This window comes from Providencia sp. TYF-12 (genome assembly GCF_041344805.1).
GTDB classification, from domain to species: Bacteria; Pseudomonadota; Gammaproteobacteria; order Enterobacterales; family Enterobacteriaceae; genus Providencia; species Providencia huashanensis.
In genome coordinates, this window is the sequence record NZ_CP166833.1 from 955,236 (window position 1) to 976,330 (window position 21,095).

Here is a 21,095-nt window from a genome sequence, read left to right on the forward strand (position 1 = left end):
ACTTATTGGGGGTTTTTTATTTGTTTAATCAAGTTGTTCACCTGAATGTGAGAGTAATTTTAAAAATAATGACTCACTTTGTGTGAGGGGTTTGCTGGCTTCAGTGATAGCACAAATTCGGTTATGAAAAACGGGAGAGTGTTCCACTTCTATAAGAGAATGGCGAAAATTAATTTGAGATGCGTAATTTTCAGGCAATATTCCGACATAGTGACCTGATGCAATAAAGGTTGCGACAGCTTCAAGCCCCGCAGCTTCAGGGCCTTTATTAAATTCACCTGAAGCTAGAATACTTTCTGTGAATGGGTGAGGGCGGTAGACTAATGCTAGATTGTGCTTATTTGGAGCGCTTTTAGCCGAAATATACAGCTTATGTTTTTCAATAAATAAAAATTGGTAATTAAAACGGCTATTTTCATGATATTGCCCCCTAATACCAATATGAATAGTTCTATCACTAAGTGCTCGGTTTAATTGGTTATGGTTGAGTATAATCAGCTCTAATTTAACGTTGGGAGCCGCTTGGGTGAATTGAGAAATGGTGGATGAAAGGTGGCAAAGTGGGTCAATCAAGATATGTTCGATAACACCAATCACAAGTGTCCCAGATAAAATTCCATGTAACTCATCTACTTCTGTCTTAATATTATCCAAAGCTGTCAAGGCCATGTTAGCTTTTTCAATCACTAACAAACCCGATTCTGTGAGTTTAAAGCCTGCAGGGCCTCTTTCACAGAGCTGTACTCCCAATTTATCTTCAATTTCACGGATGTGACGGCTTATTGAGGCTTTAGACATACTGAGTTTTTTCTCTGCGATAGAAAAGCCCCCTGCCTCAGCAACGGAAATAAAAACCCGCAATGATTTTAAATCTTTTTCAGTTAATTTTTTATTATGCATATTTATACCTATTACGTGAAATCAATCACTAATTGTTAATTTAACTTACTTTCTATTGAGACACAAATAACATAATTGATATGTTTTTATTTTAATTTTTAAAATTATTTTTTATTTCAGAAAAGGTTTCATTTTATGAAACCATAGGATCAAAAATATCACTTTTATTCTTAGCAGATATGTATATCTTAAAGTTGTAGTTGTTAATAAATTATTACCAAAGTGGCGCCACAAAATAATAATTAATCCAAATATATATAAATACAAAAGGATTCTAATTTATGGTCACAGATGAAATGTTAACAATAAAACTGGATATGATTACATTTACAGCATTAGGGGCCTTATTATTAATTGCGAGCAATGTAATTATAAAAAAGTTTCCATTTTTTATGAAGTATTCGATTCCTAGCCCTGTTATTGGCGGGTTTATATTTTCCGTCATTATGTGGTTAGCATACCAATTTAATATTGTAGAACTAAGTTTTGATAATACATTATATGATTTATCTATGTATGTGTTTTTCGTCACTATCGGTTTGATGACGGGGGTTAAATTACTTGTTAGTGGCGGTAAGATATTATTATTGTATATGGTTATTTGTTGGGGGCTAGCGTTCGCCCAAAATGGTGTTAGCCTTGGCTTATCTTATGTTTTAGATATCGAACCATTAATTGCGATGATGGCGGGCCAAGCCTCCATGCAAGGTGGCCACGGTATGGCGGCTTCTTTGGCTCCTCTTATCGAATCTTTTGGTTACGACCAAGCACTGAATGTCGGACTCGCCGCTTCAACATTTGGGCTGATCGCCGGCTCAATATTAGGTGGGCCAGTAGGAAACTGGTTGATAAAAAGAAATAACTTAAAAATTGAAACCGATCATATTGATTTAGATGACTTAACTGAAAAGGAAAGTAAGGAAGATAAGGTCACGCCTCAGCAGTGTATCGTCACTGGGGCCGTTATTTTATCAATACTTGCTATTGGTATGCCAACAGCTAAATGGATCAGTGAAGCTACAGGGTTTACTATTCCAGGACATATTTTTAGTTTATTTGTTGGTGTTATTTTCCATTCATTTAATGAAAGAAAACCAATTATCAAAATATCGCGTAGTACAGTGGTATTAATTTCAACAATATCGTTAGAAATGTTTTTAGTTATGGCGATGATGAAATTAAAGCTTTGGGAACTTTACGAATTAGCATTGCCATTAACCATAATATTAATCACTCAGGTTATTGCAACAGTGCTCGTTGCTATATTTATTGTTTATCGTGCATTAGGGCGAAATTATGATGCTGCTGTCATGTCAGCAGGGTTTATTGGTCATGGGTTAGGTGCGACACCAAATGGGTTAGTCGTAATGGATGCAATTTGTAATAAATATGGGCTGTTTTCGCGAAAAGCCTTCATCATTATCCCTATTGCCGGAACGGTATTAACAGATATTGTCGGAGTTCCATTATTTGTCTTTTTAGCCAATACATTTGGCAGCTAATTAAGAAATAAAAATAAATTTAATAAGGATTATGTTATATGAAAAAATTAACGACACCTCCTCATGTTGGTCATAAAACATTTTTATATTCAGAGCTTGTGACTGACTTGACCAATATTGAAGCGGATATTGCCATACTAGGGATGCCATTTAGCTCAGCTTACAGTGCCCATGCTTTTACCAATGATCAGTCGAGGGCTCCACAATATCTACGTGATATGAGTGATAGGATTGTGAGACACCCAGATCATTATGATTTTGATATTGACGGACCATTATTACAAGGGCGGGAAGACATCAAATTTGTCGACTGCGGTGATGTCATCCCTGACTTATCAAAACCATTGGGAGAGCATCACCAACGAGCAGCACAAGCTATTCGGCAATTATTAAGAGCAAATGCACTACCGATTGTTTTAGGTGGAGACCATGGAATTACCACGCCTATTTTGCAAGGTTTTGACGAGGTAGGCCCTGTTACTTTGGTTCATATTGATGCTCATTTAGATTGGCGCGAAGAGGTTAATGGGGTAGATACTGGCCTGTCGAGCCCTATTCGTCGCGCATCTGAAATGAAACATATTGGTGAAATATTCCAAATTGGTTTGCGTGCTCAAGGAAGTGGTCGTCCCGCAGATTACCAAGCTGCCAAAGACCATGGAGCCCATGTTATTCCTGCCTACGAATTGCATGAAGTGGGGATGCAGGCAATTTTAGACCGTATTCCAGATAACTCAAATTACTATATCAGTATTGATGCTGATGGTATCGACCCAAGCATTATGCCGGGGGTTGATGGCCCTGCACCGGGCGGAGTGACTTACTTACAAGCGCGTAGCTTAATTCACGGCTTAGTGAAAAAAGGCCGAGTTGTGGGGATGGATATCGTCGAAATCACCCCAGCTAAGGATATACCCTCGAAATTAACAGGGGTGACCGCGGGGCGTTTTGTCGTGAATTTAATTGGCGCATCGATTCGAGCAGGGTATTTTGATAAGAAATAACTCAACGAACTAATATCGTACTCATCATAAAGTGGGAGATATTTTCCCACTTTATTGACCGCCCGTCGGCGTCCCTTGATGAAACCTTAATTGCCATTGGTTTTTTGAGTTTTTCAGCCAAATAGATGAGCGATGGGTTAACTTTATTTTAATATTTTGTTGTCGCTCAAAACTGGTATAGGTCATTAGCAGCGTATTATCACTCAATAACGTGCAATGATAATCTTCTGAATAAATTGTTTTAGGCTGTTCATCAACAAGTACGGATAAAGTATTGGTCTTATTTGTCGTCCCCCCTGAGCGTCCAAATTCAAAAAAATCCTCATGTAGCACCTCACGAAGGAAATTAATATTCTGCCGGTTAGCTGAAAGATGTAGCTTTTTTTCTACATCAATTAATTTATTAAATAATGCATCCATAGCTAGCGCTCCCCTAATTGTTGAGCCAGTTTTTCGGCTAATTGATTAATTATATCGGAGGTATTAGTGTGAAAATGCATGGCGATTTCCATTTCTTGAGCAACAGGAAAACCTTCTTCTTCTGTTAAAACCCGATGTTGCGGGAGTTTCGCACGTAGAGGTAATAAACTAACGCCTAACCCATCAGCAATAGCGCTCTGGATACCAGCAAGGCTGGAACAGGTATAGGTAATGTGCCAAGGGCGTTGTTCACTATCCAATAGTTTAAACATATCATTGCGGTATAGGCCATTTTCAGGGAAAACCACCAGTGGCACGGAGTCAATATTTAACCGTTTTGCTTGGCTGCTGGTTAACCAACATAAAGGCTCTGGCCAGTGATAGTCGCTTTTAAACTCGCCTTTTTTTTGCTTAACAATGATCAAATCCAGTTCACCATGTTGGTAACGTTGGTGTAATTGGCGGCTTAATCCACTAGTGACTTCTAAGCGCACATTCGGGTTTGCCTGCATAAAAGCAGCTAAAGTGGGAGTGACTTGCCCTGATGCTAAATCTTCAGGGAAACCTAGCCGAATAGTTTGGATGACGGCATTACCTGTTATTTTCATAAAGAAAGTATCATTTAGGGCTAAAATATTTTTAGCGTAGCTAAGTAGGATCTCCCCTGTTTCTGTGAGTGTGAGTATTCGATGCCCACGTATAAATAAAGGGTGCTCCACAAGTGCCTCTAAACGTTGTATTTGTTGACTTAATGTTGACTGCGTCGAATTTAGGTGCTGTGAAGCAACAGTAAAATTCCCTGTTTCAGCAACCGTTACAAAGGTTTTTAATAATACAAAGTTGAGTAGTGGATTCATTTTTTTAATACCTATCATTAAGTTATTTAATTTTTAAATAGCATATTTTTTGAGTAGATTAAAGGGCTTATAGGAGATAAATCATGAAAATAACTTTTTTATCTATTAAGTGGTTGGTTTCTTTACTGGGTATTTTGACTATTTCTTTGATATTTATGGTGAAAGGGATGGCAAATCCACAACAGAGTCCACTTGTCGCACTTGCGGAGCAAGGCGACCTTCATCAGTTGCAATCTTTGGTCGAACAGGGGGCTGATATTGAACAGCGAGATCTGCGTCAGCGTACACCATTGATGGCAGCAACACATAAAAACCAAATTGCAGTTGCTCGTTACCTGATTGAACAAGGTGCAAATGTGAATGCACGGGATGCAATGCAAGATTCCCCTTATTTATATGCAGGTGCCCGCGGCTTGCAGGAGATTTTGTTATTAACCTTACAAAATGGGGCTGATTTAACGAGTACCAACCGTTATGGTGGTACGGCGCTGATCCCAGCGGCAGAGCGGGGGCATGTGCAGACAGTTAAGACGTTGATTGACGCTGGTGTGGATGTTAACCATGTTAATCGCCTAGGATGGACTGCTCTAATTGAAGCTATTATTTTGGGTGATGGTAGTGATAAGTACGCGCAGATTGTGACACTATTGATTAACGGTGGCGCGGATGTCAATTTAGCGGATAGTACGGGTGCATCGCCGTTGACGCTGGCAAAAAGTAAAGGGTATCGTAACCTTATTGAAATTCTTGAAAAATCAGGAGCTAAATAATGTCAGATAGGCAATTTTTACAGCAAGCTATCACTTTAGCGGCAGAAAATGTACGGGCTGGTGGTCGCCCATTTGGTGCTGTCGTGGTGTGTGACGGGCAAGTGGTGGCGACTGGTGTGAACCAAATGCTTGAATTAAGTGACCCAACAGCACACGCCGAATTGATGGCTTTGCGACAAGCAGGGAAAACATTGAACCGCGTTAAACTGGAAGATTGTGTGGTCTATGCCAGTGGGCAACCTTGTCCTATGTGCCTTGCCGCTATGCGAATGGCAGGGGTTAGCCGGGTTGTGTACGCTTATTCAAACCAAGATGCAGAGCCCTTTGGGCTATCAACAGAAGGGATTGCCAAGGCTTTACGAGTTGAACCTGAACACCAATCCGGTTTGCGTTTTGAACAGTTGAAACCTGATAATGACGCTTGTTCTTCACTGTATCAGTTATGGTCGGAACAACAGAAATAATGGGTAAAACAGCCTCATCCTCTTTTGCCTTGATACTCACTATTGTGTTAGTGGGGGTCAATTTACGGCCATTCATGACCGGCCCAGGGCCCGTTATTGATAGTATTATGCAAACGACAGGGATGAGCTATCAAAGTATTTCTTTGCTCACTTTATTACCTATGTTGTTGATGGGCATTGGCGCATTAATTGTACCTATCTTAAATCAACAGTTAGGAGAACGGTTAGGGATTAGTGCAGCGATGTTATTGCTGCTCGTTGGCTCATTAGGGCGCTATTTTGTAGAGGATGGCACCTCTTTACTGTTCACGGCTTTTTTATGTGGTGTAGGGGCGGCGTACATTCAGTCGGTATTTCCGGGGCTTATCAAAGCTAACTTCCCACAAAAAATGGCGATGATGACAGGGCTGTATTCTGCAACCTTAATGGCTGGTGGTGCGATCGGGGCGCAATTAACGCCACTATTAGAAAATGCAACGGGGCATTGGCAAACGGCTTTAGCTTGGCTTGCATTCCCTGCGCTGTTGGCTTTGGTTGCTGTTTTTCTGAACATTCGTACGGCTCGTACGCCAAAAGCCGAGCAGGTTTCTTTATGGCGCTTTTTACGTAAACCCAGAGCTTGGTTGTTAATGGCTGGGTTTGGGCTTATCAACGCAGGCTATGGCACTGTGGTGACTTGGTTGGCGCCATTTTTCCAACAACAAGGGATCAGTGCTGCACAAAGCGGTTCTTTTGTTGCCATATTAACGGTGTTTCAAGCGTTATCTGCATTGATGATCCCTGTACTGGCTTCACATAATATTGATCGGCGATTTTGGCTAATGGTAACGCTTAGTAGCCAAGCAATTGGATTTTTAGGGTTAATGTTATTCGCGAATGCTTTCCCGTTGTTATGGGTTGCTTTGCTCGGCCTAGGGCTTGGTGGGTGTTTTGCACTGAGTATTATCACTGCATTAGACCATATATCGCACCCTGTTAGTGCTGGAGCTCTTACGTCTTTAATGCAAGCGGGGGGCTTTATTATTGCCGCATTTGGCCCGCTATGTGCAGCTTGGTTACACCAAGTCAGCCATAATTTTACATGGGTGTGGGCAATGCATATTGCATTTGTATTAGTGACATTGTTGCTTTATTTACGTTTAAACCCTAAAAATTACAGTAAGATTTTTGCATTGAAACCATAAAAAGGACTTTTATTTGTCCTCTATTTTTTGTTTTTCCGTTTGGATTTTTGTTTTTTGGTTTCTTTTTCAATTTTATTTTCAATGGAATTAAAATAGATCTCCAAATAATGTCGGTTACTTAAAAATGAAATTAGGCAACTGGCAACAATAATGACCCAGATAAGTTGTAACTTGATTGAGTCTTCAATACTGAAAAGCAGTAATAGTGGGATCATCACAATCATGCTAATAAAAACTGAGCAAAATAAAGCCCCTGAAATATAGAGTGAGAGTTTTTTTAACCCGAGTATATTTAGTACGACAAGGGTGGCAATAGATAAAAACAATGTGCCGAACGTGGCAAACATAATGACTAACCCAGCTTCTTGCTCAAGAAGCCAATCAGTAAAACCAAACCAAGAAAAAGGAATGCTGATCATTGTGAAGGCTCCTGTTTACCGTATAGCAGAGGAATAGCTTTAAAGCGAAATAACGCTGCAAAAATTAGGTTTGGAAAGATGTGAATATCGGTATTGTAGAGTGTGACCGTTTGGTTGAAAAATTCACGTCTGTCGGCAATTTGCTCTTCAATATGCTTTGCTTGTGTTTGTAATTCCAATAGTACCGCCTTACTGATAAGCGCGGGATAGTTTTCTGCGATAGCAATTAATGGCTTTATTTTTGGCGATAGTTGGTTTGCAGTATCAATTTTGATTTCAATGGCCGTATTGGATAAATAGCGCTGTCGGCTTTCAACTATTTCATTAATAAGCTGTTTTTCATACGCGATAGCTTTATCTGCCACTTGAGTCAGCGCTGGTATTAACTCAATTTGTTTCATTAATAGCACATCAATATTGGCAAATGCTTTGAGGCAATTATTTTTCAAAAAGACAATATTGTTATAAATATTAATTAGATAGCGAATGATTATATAGCCAATGATAACAATAATAATGAAGAAAATAAGCGTTTCCATGCTAGTTATCACCGAATAATGATATTTTGTCAAAATACAGATTTAATTGCCCATTACGGTAATTTATCGGGGTAACCAAAATAACCCCAATCAATAACAGTGCAATAATGGCGGTAATGGATAAATTCCGACGTAATGGCCCGGTTTTATTCCAATGTACAACATAGTCAGCTGGAGAAACACCTAATAGCATATGAGGAGCTTTGCGGATAATAACGGGCTCACCTTTTTCATTCGCGTCAGCGGTGCCAATCAGTAAATAACGGGTTTTTGGTTCAAGCAAATATTCAGTATAACGACGGTTGCCTTGCTCAATATCCATATGCGCTTGTAGCCCTGGATAAACAAAGTAATCGGGGTCACATTCTACCTTTACTGACCCTGTATCATCGGTCAGGATAAAACTCTCCATACGGCTTTTACTATTTTGTAATGTATAACTTTTTTTACCATCTTTATCTTTCGATATGGAATACTCAAAATAAAAGGAGCCATAGCAGGTTTTATTACCTAACTGGCTTTTAATTTCAGTACCTGTGGTTATTTCACCTTCAACTTCGACAAGCCCTATAGCTATTGAGCGTATTTTGGATGTCGCGAGGTTTTTTTGAAATTTTAAGAAGCGCTTGGTTGGTGTATTTTCAATAAACTTAAATACGAAGGCTAAGACAAATGCGATGAAAAACACTCGCATGTCGATAAAAAAGCCTACAAATAAGCAACTTGCTAGTAAAGTCCCCACGAGTACTTTAAGAAAAGCGCTAAACTTTGATGAACCTTCATTTTGTAATCGCTGATACCGCTGAAAGCCGGCTTTACTGGCTTTGACGATATGACGAATAATAAAAAAGGAAATGGTCAATATCACAATATAATAAATGATACTGCCGTAATCCCCTTGAGTAGGTGATAGCGAGTACCACATACCGCAGGCAATGCTGATAAAAGGGATGATCCCCCAATTTACTCTTTTATTTATCGAAAACTTATTATCGATAAATAAAATTAAAGCACCAATCGCTGCCCCGAGTAAAAAATACATATTCACAGACTAATACCCTTTACGTTGATATTATTTAAACTGGATACCATGATATTTTTTATCATCTTCAGAAATATCAAGTAATGGTAATTGTGTAAAACGAAAGGCATTAGCAATCAGGTTGTCAGGGAACATTTGTATTGCAGTATTATACTCTGTTGTTGCATCGTTAAAACTTTCACGGCGTTGGGCTATTTTATTTTCAACATCGCTTAGGGCTAATTGTAATTGTGTGAATTGCTCACCAGAAATGAGGGTAGGGTAATTTTCTGCGATAGCTATAAGGTTACCCAGTGCGCGGTTCATTTCATTTGAAGCGGTGATCTTGTCCGCCATATTTTGGGCACTAAAGTAGCTTTGGCGTGCGTCACTTAATGAGATAAAAAGGCTTTTTTCATGTTCCATTGCTTTTTCTGTAATAGTGACCAGTTGTGGAATTTGATCGGCACGCTGCTTTAAAACCACGTCGATATTAGCAAATTGGTTAATCACTTGGTTACGCGCATTGATTAAGCGGTTATAAATAGATATCCCCCAGCCAACAGCCAATAATAATAAAACAGCTACAACGATAAGAGTGATGGTCATATTAATGCCTTTTAGTCAGCGGTTTTTATTTAATTTGATTTTAGCTAAACGTATAAGAGTCTTATTAATTATGCAATCAGAAAAGAGTGAAAGGGAATGTAATATAAAAAGAAAAGGAATATCGTAAAGTGTTTCTGTAACAGTTTAGTATATATAACAAAATAGCCTCTTAAATTAGAGGCTATTTCAGTCAGATATACTCGTTATATTTCAAGTTGTATCGCTACTTACGCTGTTGGTTCAAGTATTTGGTGCATAACAGGGTGGAACTTGCGTTTAAAGTAAACCAGACCATGCCCTGTGTCATTGACAATGATTTGTTTCATTTCAACCATATACACTGAGTGAGTACCAATATCTTGGACTTGCGTAATTTCACCTTCGAGGTTGGCAAGGGCATTTTTCAGTAAAGGTTGTTGTAAAATACCGTTGTCCCACACATTCCAACTAAAACGCTCTTCCATGGTTGAACCTTTCATACCTGCGAAGTGGCAGGCGAGTTCTTCTTGATCATGGCTTAGTACGTTTACACACAGGCGGCCATTCTTTTGAAATACCGCATTCATGGCGCTATTGCGGTTGACACATACCATCAAAGTTGGTGGCGTATCTGTAACTGAACAGACTGCGGTTGCGGTGATCCCACAGCGACCTTCAGTACCATCCGTGGTGACTATGTTAACTGCTGCACCAAGACTTGCCATCGCATCTCTGAAACGCAGGCGATGTTCATTTTCTAAAGACATTTTGACCTCCTGCTGCCGATTATTTTAGCAGCGAATCTAACTGATTAATATCATTGTTGTTATGCAGGTGTGGACGTTTCCATCCGTGCTGATCGTAATCGGATAAACAACGATCAACCATATCTGTCATGGCTTTCATATTGCCAGAACCGTATGAATGACGCAGACATTGCAGGCGAATTTCATCTTGGCTACCAGCATAGTTAATTTCATACAGCTCATGACGGCCACCAAATTCACTGCCGATTGCATCCCACATAAGTTTTAAGATCTTAATACGTTCAACATGATCCATACCGTTGGAGCCACGAACATATTTTGCTAAATACTTATCAATCTCTGGGTTATTCATGTCACGAACGCTAGATGGTAGATAAATCAGGCCGCTGGTGACGTTACTTTCTATTATATTTTTGATTTTGGTGTAGGCCATTGGTGCCATAACACGATACGTTTGAATTGCTTGAGTATCAGGTAAGAATGCACCGCCTTCCCAAGCTTTTGCTTCAGAGGTCATTGCATCAGTTAATGACCAGAACAAATTGCGCCATGCAACCACTTCACCTAAGTCTGCTTGTACACCACGGAAGTCGATAACACCAGTACACTCCAAGCTTTTTTGCAGAAGACCGGTGATGAAATCGAGTTTCACCGCTAAACGTACACAAGCTTGTAACGGGAACAGGCGAGCGAAACCACCTTGTACTGCCCAGTTACGAGCGCGATCAAAGTCGCGGTAGATCAACACGTTTTCCCATGGAATTAACACATGATCCATCACGAGGATTGCGTCATTTTCATCGAAACGGCTTGATAATGGGTAATCAAATGGTGCGCCAGTAGCTCCTGCGACTAATTCATAAGATGCACGTGAAATCAGTTTCACGCCATCAGCATCCATAGGGGCGACAAACATCAGTGCGAAATCAGGGTTGTCACCCATGACTTGCGCAGAGCCAAAACCAATAAAATTGTAGTGCGTTAACGCAGAGTTAGTTGCAACGACTTTTGCACCGCTGACGATAATACCTGCATCAGTTTCTTTTTCTAGTTTTATATAAACATCTTTTACTTCATCTGCGGGTTTATGGCGGTCGATAGGTGGATTAACAATAGCATGGTTAAAGTAAAGCCCACTTTCTTGAATGCGTTTATACCAGTTACGGGCGTTATCAGCAAATTGGCCGTAATATTCTGGGTTAGCACCTAAACAACTGGCGAATGCCGCCTTATAGTCTGGAGTGCGTCCCATCCATCCATAGCTCTGGCGTGACCAATCTGCGATTGCATCGCGCTGTTGGCGCAATTCATCTGCACTTGTGGCGAAACGAAAGAACTTATGTGTGTATCCCCCATTACCGGTGTCGGTGTTCCAGCAAAGTTGGTCATGAGTCGTTTTATCATGAAGCGCATCATATAATTGTCCTATAGAAGCGGCGGAGTTACGAAAAGCAGGGTGAGTGGTGACATCTTTCACACGCTCGCCATAAATATAGATTTCACGGCCATCTTGTAGGCTTTTTAGATATTCCTGGCTATTAAAAGGGCGTTTAGCATCTGAACGAAAATCTTCTGGTTTCATGTCTACCTCGTTATCTCACAATGAGGGCTTGCAATGATAGGGGTACAAAGGTTGCAAGCTAAATTATGTTAATTTTATGTTTCTTTTGTGTTTATTAATTGAATCGCTTTCTGAGTAAGTTTTAAAGAGACTTTTTAAAGGTTAACGGGTACTTTTCGTTGGAAATGGTTTTTTATGAAAGAATTGTGATCACTTCGATGTTTTGATGTTAATGTAATTATCAGATTAAATGTAAAAACAATGTATATCAATCAATTATACTTTATTTATATATTAATATATATTTGTTATTTTGGTTTTTGGTGGTTGTTTTTTAATCTTTACATTCACTTTTTGTTAATCAGTTTGACATTGTTGATAATGTTGAAACAAAATCAATAAAACATCAAAATGTTTTTAAAATGTAAAATAAAAGTGTGGTGGTGGGAAAAGATAGGCTATCAGGAAGCATGAAAATGTATTGCATTCTTAATATGCAATACATGTGTTATTTTTGTGATAAAACTACCCGTACTAGTGGATATTTTGTTCGCGCCATAAACTTGGGGAACAACCCACTAATCGGTTAAAAAAGCGGGCAAAATAAGCGGGGTCTTTAAAACCAAGCTGGTAGGCAATTTCAGAGACTGGGCTATCAGAAAATAGCAGCATACGTTTTGCTTCCCTTAATATCCTATCAAAAATGAGCCGTTTAGGCGGCCTATTCGCGAAACGGCGGCACATATCTTTCAATCGAGATTCAGTGACCCCGAGTTTTTTTGCATACTCAGGTACTGCTAGGTGCTCATGATAATGTAAGTCAATGAGTTGATTAAAGCGTTGGAATAAACGATGCTCCCCTCGAACACCTGTGGTCGGGTGCTCATCAAGAGGGATTGACCTTAGTAGAAAAGCAAAAAAAGCCTGTGCTAAAGAGGATAAAACCTGATCTTTCCCTACAGCGTTATTTGCCGATTCACGAGCCATTAGCGCCCAATAATGATTGAAGGTGTCAATATCTTCGGGTTTGTCTGCAACAGATAAACAAATTGCTGGAATATTGACTAAGTCAGGGTTAGCAGGGTAAAGCGAACCCAATAGTGGGCTAATTAAATCTTGCCGTACAGTTAGTACGTGGCCATCAGTGTCTTCTTGGGTAAAGAAGGCATGGGCGACAGATGGGGGCGTTAGAATAAATAAAGGTGCCTGAACCGAATAACGAGATTCATCAAGTTGTAGGGTGATATGACCAGTAACCAAATAGTGTAATTGGAAAAAACCGTCATGGCGATGGGCTTGCATATCACGGCCAAAGAAAGCCGCCATGTTACCAAAGGTTTGGTAGTGAACGTCATCGTTACCTTGGGTTTCGTCGTAGTCTGTACTGATGTCGATATTCGTAATTAAAGTTGAGTTACCCTTCATTCTTCGGCTCGCAGCGTTGTTGGCCTCACAAGCCAACCCTAGTCACATACCGCAGTATGTTCTTAAGGGTTAACTTGCTTGCCGCCTAGCTGCAAACCAAATTATTTTGGGTAACACCCTTTAATAATTATTTGCAGCATAAATTATTAAAACATTCAAAACCTTCAAATCATTCAAACCATCAAAATATTAAGGTGTTGCTCTTGGTCTTGAGTTCTTCATTGGGATAGCGATAACTAATAGTGCACCGACGACCAGCAAACCTGCCACAAAATAGAGGCCTGAATTAAAGCTACCTGTTTGGTCTTTTAGCCAACCTATCAATAGTGGACTGACGGCTGAGCCTATATTACCCGTTGCATTGATAACCGCAATACCGATAGCTCGAGCACGTAAACTAATGGATTGATCAGGGGTCGTCCAGAATACGGCCATGGCAGTGAAAGAACCTGTCGAGGCCATGATAATACCAATCAATTGGATAATTGGGTGACTCGTCATGGCAGCAAGTACCCAGCCTGCGGCGGCGAATAAATACGGTAAGGCAGTATGCATTTTCCGTTCTTGCAAACGGTCTGACCGCCGACTCCAGTAGATCATCCCTAAGATGGTACAAAATTGTGGGATTGCAGTTAACAGGCCGATCATGGCATTACTACTGCCTTCATTGAAGCTTTGCATGATCTGAGGTGTCCAGATGTTAATTGCGCTTAATGTATTGGTTAAACAGAAATAAGCGACGGTATACATCAAGACAACAGGGGTGAATATTTCTTTCCATAAACTGGTATTTTGCATTGCTGTATGGCTTTTTGAGCCATGGGGTTGCACTAATTCCAGTTGGTCTTGGTCCATCATTTCTTGAAGCGTGTCTTTATCTTCTTGGGTCAGCCATTTGGCTTTTTTCGGAGAATCATCCAGATAGAACCAAACGAGTACCCCAAGGATCACTGATGGGAAACCTTCTAGTAGGAACAACCACTGCCAGCCTTTTAAGTTTAAAACGCCATCTAAACCAAGGATATAGCCAGATGCGAGTGAACCAAATGCCATGGTAACTGGCATGGCTATCATAAATAAGGCATTAGCACGAGCGCGGAAATAAGCGGGGAACCAGTAGGTTAAATACACTAAAATGCCCGGTAGGAAACCTGCTTCTGCTATCCCCACTAACATCCGTAAGATGTATAAACTGGTTGGCCCGGTCGCAAACATGGTTGCGGTTGAGGCAATTCCCCAAAGCACCATGATGGTGGCTATCCAACGGCGAGCCCCCACAATACTGAGCATGATATTGCTTGGAATACCAAAAATAACATAAGTGACATAAAATAAGGTTGCCGCTAAGCCAAACATGGTGGAAGTGAGGCCGATATCTTTTCCCATAGTTAGGCCGGCAAAGCCGATATTAATCCGGTCTAAGAATGAAAACACAAATAGTACGAATAAGAATACTATCAGCCGTTTGAATAGTTTATTAATTACCCGTTGCTGTGGCTCAGTTAAATTTTTATGTTGCTCAGCAGGGTTAGTGCTTGCAAGTTGTTGATTACTCATATTGTAGGGCCCTCAATTCTTTCTTTTGAAGATTTTATAGGTACAAGGGACTAGTAGGCAGTCATGGTGCTGTCTGCCCTATATTGTGATATTGCTTTTTTATTTAGCTAAATAGGGTAATTGTCTGTAGGGTTAAAATTGACCTATTTAGCGATACTTATTGTTAATAAACGCTTGGTGTACTTGGAGTGACCTCTGAGACGGTTTTGCCAAATTTAGCTGCCAGCGCTTCAGCGGTACGAGCAAGTAATGTGGTATCCACACCTACTGCCACAAACAGGGCACCGAGTTTCAGGTAGTGTTCGGCAACGTCTGGTGCCGCCATTAAGATCCCAGGGGCGATACCGGCTTCACGAATTTGTACAATAGCTTTTTCTATTGCGGCTTTAACTTCTGGGTGATTAGGGTTACCAGAAAAACCCATATCGGCACTGAGATCTGCTGGGCCAATAAATACGCCATCCACTCCTTCAACGTTTAAAATTTCAGGCAGGTTATTCATTGCTTCACGAGTTTCTACTTGCACGATTACGCACATTTCATCATTTGCACGAGTTAAATAATCGGGGATACGGTTCCAGCGTGACGCACGCGCTAATGCACTACCAACACCGCGTATTCCCGCTGGTGGATAGCGAGTCGCACGGACGGCTTGTTTTGCTTGTTCAGCATTTTGCACCATAGGTAATAAAAGTGTCTGAGCACCAATATCCAGCAATTGTTTGATGATCACCGGGTCATTCCACGGTGGGCGGACGACTGGCTGTGATGGATAAGGGGCTATTGCTTGTAATTGAGATAATATAGTTTGTACATTATTCGGTGCATGTTCACCGTCAATCAATAGCCAATCGAAGCCAGCACCAGCAACAAGTTCAGCACTGTATGGGCTACATAACCCAAGCCATAACCCAATTTGCGGTTGACCACTTTTTAAGGCTTTTTTAAATTTATTTTCTAACAGATCCATAGTATTTCCTTATACAAAACGGCAGCTAATAGAACCCATATTGCCGTAGTCGACGTGGAACACATCGCCTTTACGTGCAGGAACAGGTCGGGTAAATGAACCACCAAGAATGATTTGGCCCGGTTCAAGTTGGACATTATGCGGCGCTAATTTATTGGCTAACCAAGCAACACCGTTAGCGGGATGATTGAGAACTGCGGCAGCGACACCAGACTCTTCAATCACGCCATTGCGATATAACAGTGCGCTAATCCAACGCATATCTAAGTCGCGTGGTTTGATAGGTCTGCCGCCTAAAATCACTGCACCATTAGCCGCATTATCCGAAATTGTGTCGAATACTTTACGGGGACGGTTAGTGTCTGGGTCTATGTTATGGCAACGTGCGTCAATTAGCTCAAGAGCAGGGATCACATAATCAGTTGCGTTATAGACATCAAAGATGGTGCAGTTGGGGCCGTGTAAGGGTTTTGCGAGAACAAAAGCAAGCTCTACTTCAATACGAGGGACAATAAAGCGGTCAGTGGGAATATCACAACCGTCATCAAAAAACATATCGTCAAGTAGCGCGCCATAATCAGGTTCATCTATTTGTGAGCTTGCTTGCATTGCTTTGGAGGTTAGCCCAATTTTATGGCCTTTGAGTATACGTCCTTCAGCAATTTTCAAACCAACCCATTCTTTTTGGATGGCATAAGCATCGTCAATCGTCATCTCTGGGTGATCCAACGAAATCTGGCGGATCTGCTCACGTGATTTTTCAGCCTGATTAAGGCGTTGGGCTATTTGCAATATGACATCTTTTTGTAACATCTTATTCTCCTTTTGCACCTCAGCTCGTCATACTTCGAGCTATAACTGCGTTAGCTTCACGATAGGCTTGCGCCTATCCCCTAGTCACACGGGTATGCTCCTAAGGGATTAGTCTCATTTGCCGCCTTGTTCTAACTCGAATTATTTAGAGCTAAGATTTTAAAAGCGAATACCGCCAGCTAATGTGTCTTTCTAATTAGAAAGACCACCGAAACAGAGGTATTTCACTTCCAGATAATCTTCAATTCCGTAGCGTGAGCCTTCACGCCCCAGACCAGACTGCTTAATGCCACCAAATGGGGCCACTTCATTTGAAATAATGCCTTCATTAATACCGACCATTCCGCTTTCTAAAGCCTCAGCAACACGGTAGATTCGACCGATATCTTTTGAATAGAAATAGGATGCCAAGCCGAACTCAGTGTCATTCGCTAGTGCAATGGCTTCTTGCTCATCACGGAATTTGAATAAAGGCGCGAGTGGACCGAATGTTTCCTCTTTAGCGACTTTCATGGATTCGGTTACACCGGTGATCACTGTAGGTTCAAAGAACAAACCACCCAACGACGCTGGTTTACCACCTGCAATCACTTTCGCACCATGAGAAACAGCATCAGCAATGTGCTCTGTCACTTTATCGACAGCGGCTTGGTTAATCAGCGGGCCTTGCTGTGAATCTGCTTGGGTTGATGGGCCAATTTTTAGTTCATTTACAGCTTTTGCTAAGCGAGCGGCGAATTCATCATAGACACCTTCTTGAACTAAGATGCGGTTAGCGCATACACAGGTTTGCCCGCTGTTACGGAATTTTGCGGCTAAAGCCCCTTGTACTGCTGCGTCTAAATCCGCATCATCAAAGACAATAAATGGCGCATTACCACCTAACTCAAGGGACATTTTTTTCACAGTATTAGCGCATTGTTCCATCAATAATTTGCCAACACGGGTAGAACCTGTGAAAGTCAATTTACGGACAATAGGGCTGGAGGTCATTACCCCGCCAATGGCTTGGGCATCTGTGCCTGGGACGATGTTAAATACGCCAGCAGGGATACCTGCTTGTTCACCTAATGCCGCGAGTGCAAGCGCAGAGAGTGGTGTTTCTGCGGCGGGTTTTAGTACCATAGTACAACCGGCTGCTAGAGCTGGACCGACTTTGCGTGTGATCATCGCATTAGGGAAGTTCCAAGGCGTAATTGCCGCAACCACACCGACAGGTTGTTTTATTGTTACAAGGCGGCGACCTGGGAGTGGTGACGGAATAGTTTCACCGTAAATGCGTTTACCTTCTTCAGCAAACCATTCAATAAAACTGGCTCCGTAGGCAATTTCTCCCATCGATTCGGTTATCGACTTGCCTTGTTCTGCACTGAGCAATTGCGCTAATTCTGTTTGGTTTTCCATCATCAAATGGAACCATTTATTTAAAATCTGGCTACGTTCTTTCGCTGTTTTAGCTCTCCATGCTGGGAGGGCTTTTTCAGCAGCTTCAATAGCCTGCTGAGTTTCTAACGCCCCTACATTACTCACTTTGGCGATAACGTGGTTATTCGCAGGGTTTGTCACTTCAAACACGTTGTTGTTTTGTGCGTCAACCCATTGACCGTTGATATAAGCCTGTTGGCGGAATAATGTAGAATTGGTATTTATGCTCATTTTTCGTTTTTCTCCGAAGACACTGATTGCACCTGTGAGTGGGGATTTTTAGCCGATAAATATTGGCTTGTGAAACTTAACCCAGCACAGATAGCCATAACGAGTGTCATAGCAAATGGGGATTCATCCTGTAATACAGAAACTGCAACACTAGCCAGAGCAGCCAATGCAAATTGAATTGAAATTGCGAGTGCACTGGCGCTACCTGCAATTTTTCCGCGATGTTGCAGTAACAGTGACAAACTGTTAGTGCCGATAGCATTTACCATCGATAGGAACAGTACCACCAGAATAACAATTATGGAGAGGCTTTGTTGATAAAAAAGTAACAACAATAAGCCAAACGCAAGTTGAAAACCGCTTTGCATGGTCAATATACGCGTCAAACTATAGGTTTTTAGCAACTTAACATTGAGTAACAGCATGACAATCATCCCCAAGATGTTGCAGCCGAATAACAGGCCATAATGCTGTTCAGAAACACCAAAATAGCTGATGTAAACAAATGGTGAGCCACTAATAAAGGCGAACATCCCTGCGAAAGAGAACGCCATGGTACCGATAATACTCAGTGCTTCTTTGTCGCTGAGCACCTGAGCGTAGTTTTTAAAAGCAACGCAAATAATATTCTCAGTGCCCCGCTGGTGGCGTAATGTTTCAGGGAGCAAGAAAAAAATTGCCGCCACGGAAGATAGGCCAATCAGCGCCAACAAATAAAAAATAGCTTGCCACTGAAAGTGGATAAGTAGAAAACCACCTAGTAATGGGGCAAGTAATGGAGCAATCATGGTGACGAGTGTCATTAATGACAACACTTTAGGTAATTCATTTGCGGGATACACATCCCTAGCAATTGCCCTCGCCATCACGATTGCAGCACCGCTGCCAAAAGCTTGTAGCGCCCTGAAAATAATTAACGTATTGGCATCAGAGGCTTGAGCACATAATAAGCTTGCTACGGTAAAGATTGCCAAGCCACTTAACAACATTTTACGGCGGCCCAGCAAATCGCTCAGTGGCCCGTAAAACAGCATCCCGACACAAAAGCCAGCAAAAAAAGCGCCTAGTGTGTACTGCATTTGCCCTTGAGAGGCTTGAAGAGCAACCCCCATCTGAGGTAGGGCAGGAAGATACATATCGATAGACAATGGGCCGAATGCCACTAATGACCCCAATAATGGGATTAGGTAGTGCGGTATGTGTTTATCGAAACTTTTAACCATCTTGCCCTCTCAATACAACGATTAGTTACTGCCTAAACCCTCACCCTTTAAATAGGGCGTGCACATTGTTTTGTTTGTAATTTAATACAGGGTCTAGCTCTTCCATGGTGAAAGATAGTGCTAAGTAGCGTTTTGCCATTAAATCAGCAAAATGGTTTTTGATGAGGTCGAAAATCATTTCCCCTGTTTTTTGCTTATCTTCAAGGGAACGACCAGCACCAATTTTTAACGTCATATGGACAAACGCATAGTCGTGCTTACCATCGGCCATTTGCCAAGTATCTAGCCAAATAGCGCGACTACGAATTCCAGCTAGTGGGAAAATCCCCGTCTCAGCAAGGGCATCATTCACTTTAGCGAATAACGCTGGGAGCTCGGCTTCATCACGAATGTTTTCTGTGCATTCTGCATAAAAATGAGGCATAACAATTCCTTATACAGTAGCGGTTTGTTTTTCAGTAATATAACTTGGAAGAGGGAATACGGCGTTAATTTGCCCTGTCCCCGAGCTGGCGAATAAATCCGTTAACACTTCCACTTTTTCCGCGTATTTATCCCAACCCAGCATGCCTAATAGCATTACCGTATCGTGCATATGCCCTTCACCATAGCAATAATCAGCATATTCAGGCAGCATTTTGCAAAACTCTTGGAAACGACCTTCACGCCATAGTTTCACAACACGTTTGTCCATTTGCTCATCAAATTCGCGGGTGTAACTATTCATACCATCTTCGGCTTTTTGGTCATCAATAAAACGGTGTGATAAAGAACCACTAGCCAATACAGCCACGGTGCCATCGTATTTTTCGATCGCGGTCAGTACGGCTTCGCCTAATTTCCGGCTGTCTTCAAAGCTGTGAGAAGTACAGAATGCGGAGATAGAAATCACTTTAAAGTGGCGGTCGCTATTCATATAGCGCATAGGAACTAAAGTCGCATATTCGAGAGTTAAGCTTGGAATTTCATGAGCTTGAGCTCGAACACCTAATTTGCGCGCTTCTTCGCCGATCATTTGGCCTAGGACTGAGTTTCCATCATATTCATATTCCATATCACGAATAAAATGAGGGAGTTCATTACTGGTATATATACCTTTAAAATGATCGGCGCAGTTGATGTGGTAAGCACTATTGACCAGCCAGTGCGTGTCAAAAACAATGATGGTATCAACGCCTAATTCGCGACAACGACGGCTAATTTCTTTATGACCATCGATAGCGGCTTGGCGGCATCCATGATTTTTACCCGGTAGTTCTGATAGGTACATGGATGGGACGTGTGTTATTTTTGCGGCGAGTGCCAACTTACCCATTTCCTTCCTCCTTCGCTTATCCGTCATACTTCGCGCCGTAGCGTTGTTGGCTTCATAAAGTTACCCTAGTCACATACTTCAGTATGCTCCTAGGGATAACTTCACTTGCCGCCTAGCTACAATACGAATTATTTAGGATA

General features: G+C 41.4%; 22 protein-coding genes. 5 read left to right on the forward strand and 17 right to left on the reverse strand.

Features of this window, described 5'->3' with window-relative positions; all coding sequences use genetic code 11:
• Window positions 1-24 precede the first annotated feature (24 nt).
• Window positions 25-900, reverse strand: a complete 876-nt coding sequence (locus ABE954_RS04150) for a LysR family transcriptional regulator (protein ID WP_042846876.1) — start codon at window positions 898-900, stop codon at window positions 25-27.
• Between the two features lie 281 nt (window positions 901-1,181).
• On the opposite strand from ABE954_RS04150, the gene ABE954_RS04155 reads away from it, so the two are divergent.
• Window positions 1,182-2,402, forward strand: a complete 1,221-nt coding sequence (locus ABE954_RS04155; RefSeq protein ID WP_048608321.1) for a sodium/glutamate symporter — start codon at window positions 1,182-1,184, stop codon at window positions 2,400-2,402.
• 38 nt (window positions 2,403-2,440) lie between these two features.
• Window positions 2,441-3,406: an agmatinase gene (locus ABE954_RS04160; RefSeq protein WP_048608319.1), complete on the forward strand. Its 966-nt coding sequence runs from the start codon at window positions 2,441-2,443 to the stop codon at window positions 3,404-3,406.
• Window positions 3,407-3,457: 51 nt separating this feature from the next.
• Here ABE954_RS04160 and ABE954_RS04165 read toward each other — a convergent pair whose 3' ends face one another.
• Together ABE954_RS04165 and ABE954_RS04170 are read right to left on the reverse strand one after the other, a co-directional pair.
• The gene (locus ABE954_RS04165) at window positions 3,458-3,826 is read right to left on the reverse strand and encodes a DUF4440 domain-containing protein (protein WP_131680454.1); all 369 of its coding nucleotides are present in this window, start codon (window positions 3,824-3,826) and stop codon (window positions 3,458-3,460) included.
• 2 nt (window positions 3,827-3,828) lie between these two features.
• A complete protein-coding gene (locus tag ABE954_RS04170) occupies window positions 3,829-4,683 on the reverse strand; it encodes a LysR family transcriptional regulator (RefSeq protein WP_048608316.1) in 855 nt (284 codons plus the stop codon).
• An 83-nt stretch (window positions 4,684-4,766) separates the two neighbouring features.
• Between ABE954_RS04170 and ABE954_RS04175 the strand changes: the two genes are divergently transcribed.
• From ABE954_RS04175 to ABE954_RS04185, 3 genes are read left to right on the forward strand one after another with little or no spacing between them, the layout of a single operon-like run.
• Window positions 4,767-5,453, forward strand: a complete 687-nt coding sequence (locus tag ABE954_RS04175; protein WP_042846869.1) for an ankyrin repeat domain-containing protein — start codon at window positions 4,767-4,769, stop codon at window positions 5,451-5,453.
• Window positions 5,453-5,917 carry a nucleoside deaminase gene (locus tag ABE954_RS04180; RefSeq protein WP_048608315.1) on the forward strand — a complete coding sequence of 155 codons (465 nt, stop codon included), beginning with the start codon at window positions 5,453-5,455 and terminating at the stop codon, window positions 5,915-5,917. The genes ABE954_RS04175 and ABE954_RS04180 overlap by 1 nt, the downstream gene beginning before the upstream one ends.
• Window positions 5,917-7,101: a cyanate transporter gene (locus ABE954_RS04185; protein ID WP_042846865.1), complete on the forward strand. Its 1,185-nt coding sequence runs from the start codon at window positions 5,917-5,919 to the stop codon at window positions 7,099-7,101. Before ABE954_RS04180 ends, ABE954_RS04185 begins: the two co-directional genes overlap by 1 nt.
• A 20-nt stretch (window positions 7,102-7,121) precedes the next feature.
• Here ABE954_RS04185 and ABE954_RS04190 read toward each other — a convergent pair whose 3' ends face one another.
• The 14 genes from ABE954_RS04190 to hpaD form a co-directional block, all read right to left on the reverse strand.
• Entirely contained in the window at window positions 7,122-7,520 is a 399-nt protein-coding gene (locus ABE954_RS04190; protein WP_042846863.1) for a hypothetical protein, read from the reverse strand.
• A complete protein-coding gene (locus ABE954_RS04195) occupies window positions 7,517-8,059 on the reverse strand; it encodes a LemA family protein (protein WP_042846862.1) in 543 nt (180 codons plus the stop codon). Before ABE954_RS04195 ends, ABE954_RS04190 begins: the two co-directional genes overlap by 4 nt.
• Window position 8,060: 1 nt before the next feature.
• The gene (locus ABE954_RS04200; protein ID WP_371025891.1) at window positions 8,061-9,101 is read right to left on the reverse strand and encodes a hypothetical protein; all 1,041 of its coding nucleotides are present in this window, start codon (window positions 9,099-9,101) and stop codon (window positions 8,061-8,063) included.
• A 30-nt stretch (window positions 9,102-9,131) separates the two neighbouring features.
• Window positions 9,132-9,689, reverse strand: coding sequence for a LemA family protein (locus tag ABE954_RS04205; RefSeq protein ID WP_371025733.1), 558 nt, complete (start codon window positions 9,687-9,689; stop codon window positions 9,132-9,134).
• A 227-nt stretch (window positions 9,690-9,916) separates the two neighbouring features.
• A complete protein-coding gene (gene hpaC, locus ABE954_RS04210; protein ID WP_042846858.1) occupies window positions 9,917-10,435 on the reverse strand; it encodes a 4-hydroxyphenylacetate 3-monooxygenase, reductase component in 519 nt (172 codons plus the stop codon).
• 19 nt (window positions 10,436-10,454) lie between these two features.
• A complete protein-coding gene (gene hpaB, locus ABE954_RS04215) occupies window positions 10,455-12,017 on the reverse strand; it encodes a 4-hydroxyphenylacetate 3-monooxygenase, oxygenase component (RefSeq protein WP_042846857.1) in 1,563 nt (520 codons plus the stop codon).
• A gap of 513 nt (window positions 12,018-12,530) precedes the next feature.
• Window positions 12,531-13,421, reverse strand: a complete 891-nt coding sequence (gene hpaA, locus ABE954_RS04220) for a 4-hydroxyphenylacetate catabolism regulatory protein HpaA (RefSeq protein ID WP_042846856.1) — start codon at window positions 13,419-13,421, stop codon at window positions 12,531-12,533.
• 189 nt (window positions 13,422-13,610) lie between these two features.
• Window positions 13,611-14,978 carry a 4-hydroxyphenylacetate permease gene (gene hpaX, locus ABE954_RS04225; protein WP_042846855.1) on the reverse strand — a complete coding sequence of 456 codons (1,368 nt, stop codon included), beginning with the start codon at window positions 14,976-14,978 and terminating at the stop codon, window positions 13,611-13,613.
• Window positions 14,979-15,141: 163 nt separating this feature from the next.
• Window positions 15,142-15,948, reverse strand: a complete 807-nt coding sequence (hpaI, locus tag ABE954_RS04230; protein ID WP_129466847.1) for a 4-hydroxy-2-oxoheptanedioate aldolase — start codon at window positions 15,946-15,948, stop codon at window positions 15,142-15,144.
• A 9-nt stretch (window positions 15,949-15,957) separates the two neighbouring features.
• Window positions 15,958-16,761, reverse strand: coding sequence for a 2-oxo-hept-4-ene-1,7-dioate hydratase (gene hpaH / locus ABE954_RS04235; protein WP_129466846.1), 804 nt, complete (start codon window positions 16,759-16,761; stop codon window positions 15,958-15,960).
• A 192-nt stretch (window positions 16,762-16,953) separates the two neighbouring features.
• A complete protein-coding gene (locus tag ABE954_RS04240) occupies window positions 16,954-18,417 on the reverse strand; it encodes an NAD-dependent succinate-semialdehyde dehydrogenase (protein WP_042846852.1) in 1,464 nt (487 codons plus the stop codon).
• Window positions 18,414-19,640, reverse strand: a complete 1,227-nt coding sequence (locus ABE954_RS04245; protein WP_080750906.1) for a Bcr/CflA family multidrug efflux MFS transporter — start codon at window positions 19,638-19,640, stop codon at window positions 18,414-18,416. Before ABE954_RS04245 ends, ABE954_RS04240 begins: the two co-directional genes overlap by 4 nt.
• Before the next feature lie 40 nt (window positions 19,641-19,680).
• Window positions 19,681-20,064: a 5-carboxymethyl-2-hydroxymuconate Delta-isomerase gene (locus ABE954_RS04250; protein ID WP_042846851.1), complete on the reverse strand. Its 384-nt coding sequence runs from the start codon at window positions 20,062-20,064 to the stop codon at window positions 19,681-19,683.
• Between the two features lie 9 nt (window positions 20,065-20,073).
• The gene (gene hpaD, locus ABE954_RS04255; protein WP_042846850.1) at window positions 20,074-20,955 is read right to left on the reverse strand and encodes a 3,4-dihydroxyphenylacetate 2,3-dioxygenase; all 882 of its coding nucleotides are present in this window, start codon (window positions 20,953-20,955) and stop codon (window positions 20,074-20,076) included.
• Between the last annotated feature and the right edge of the window lie 140 nt (window positions 20,956-21,095).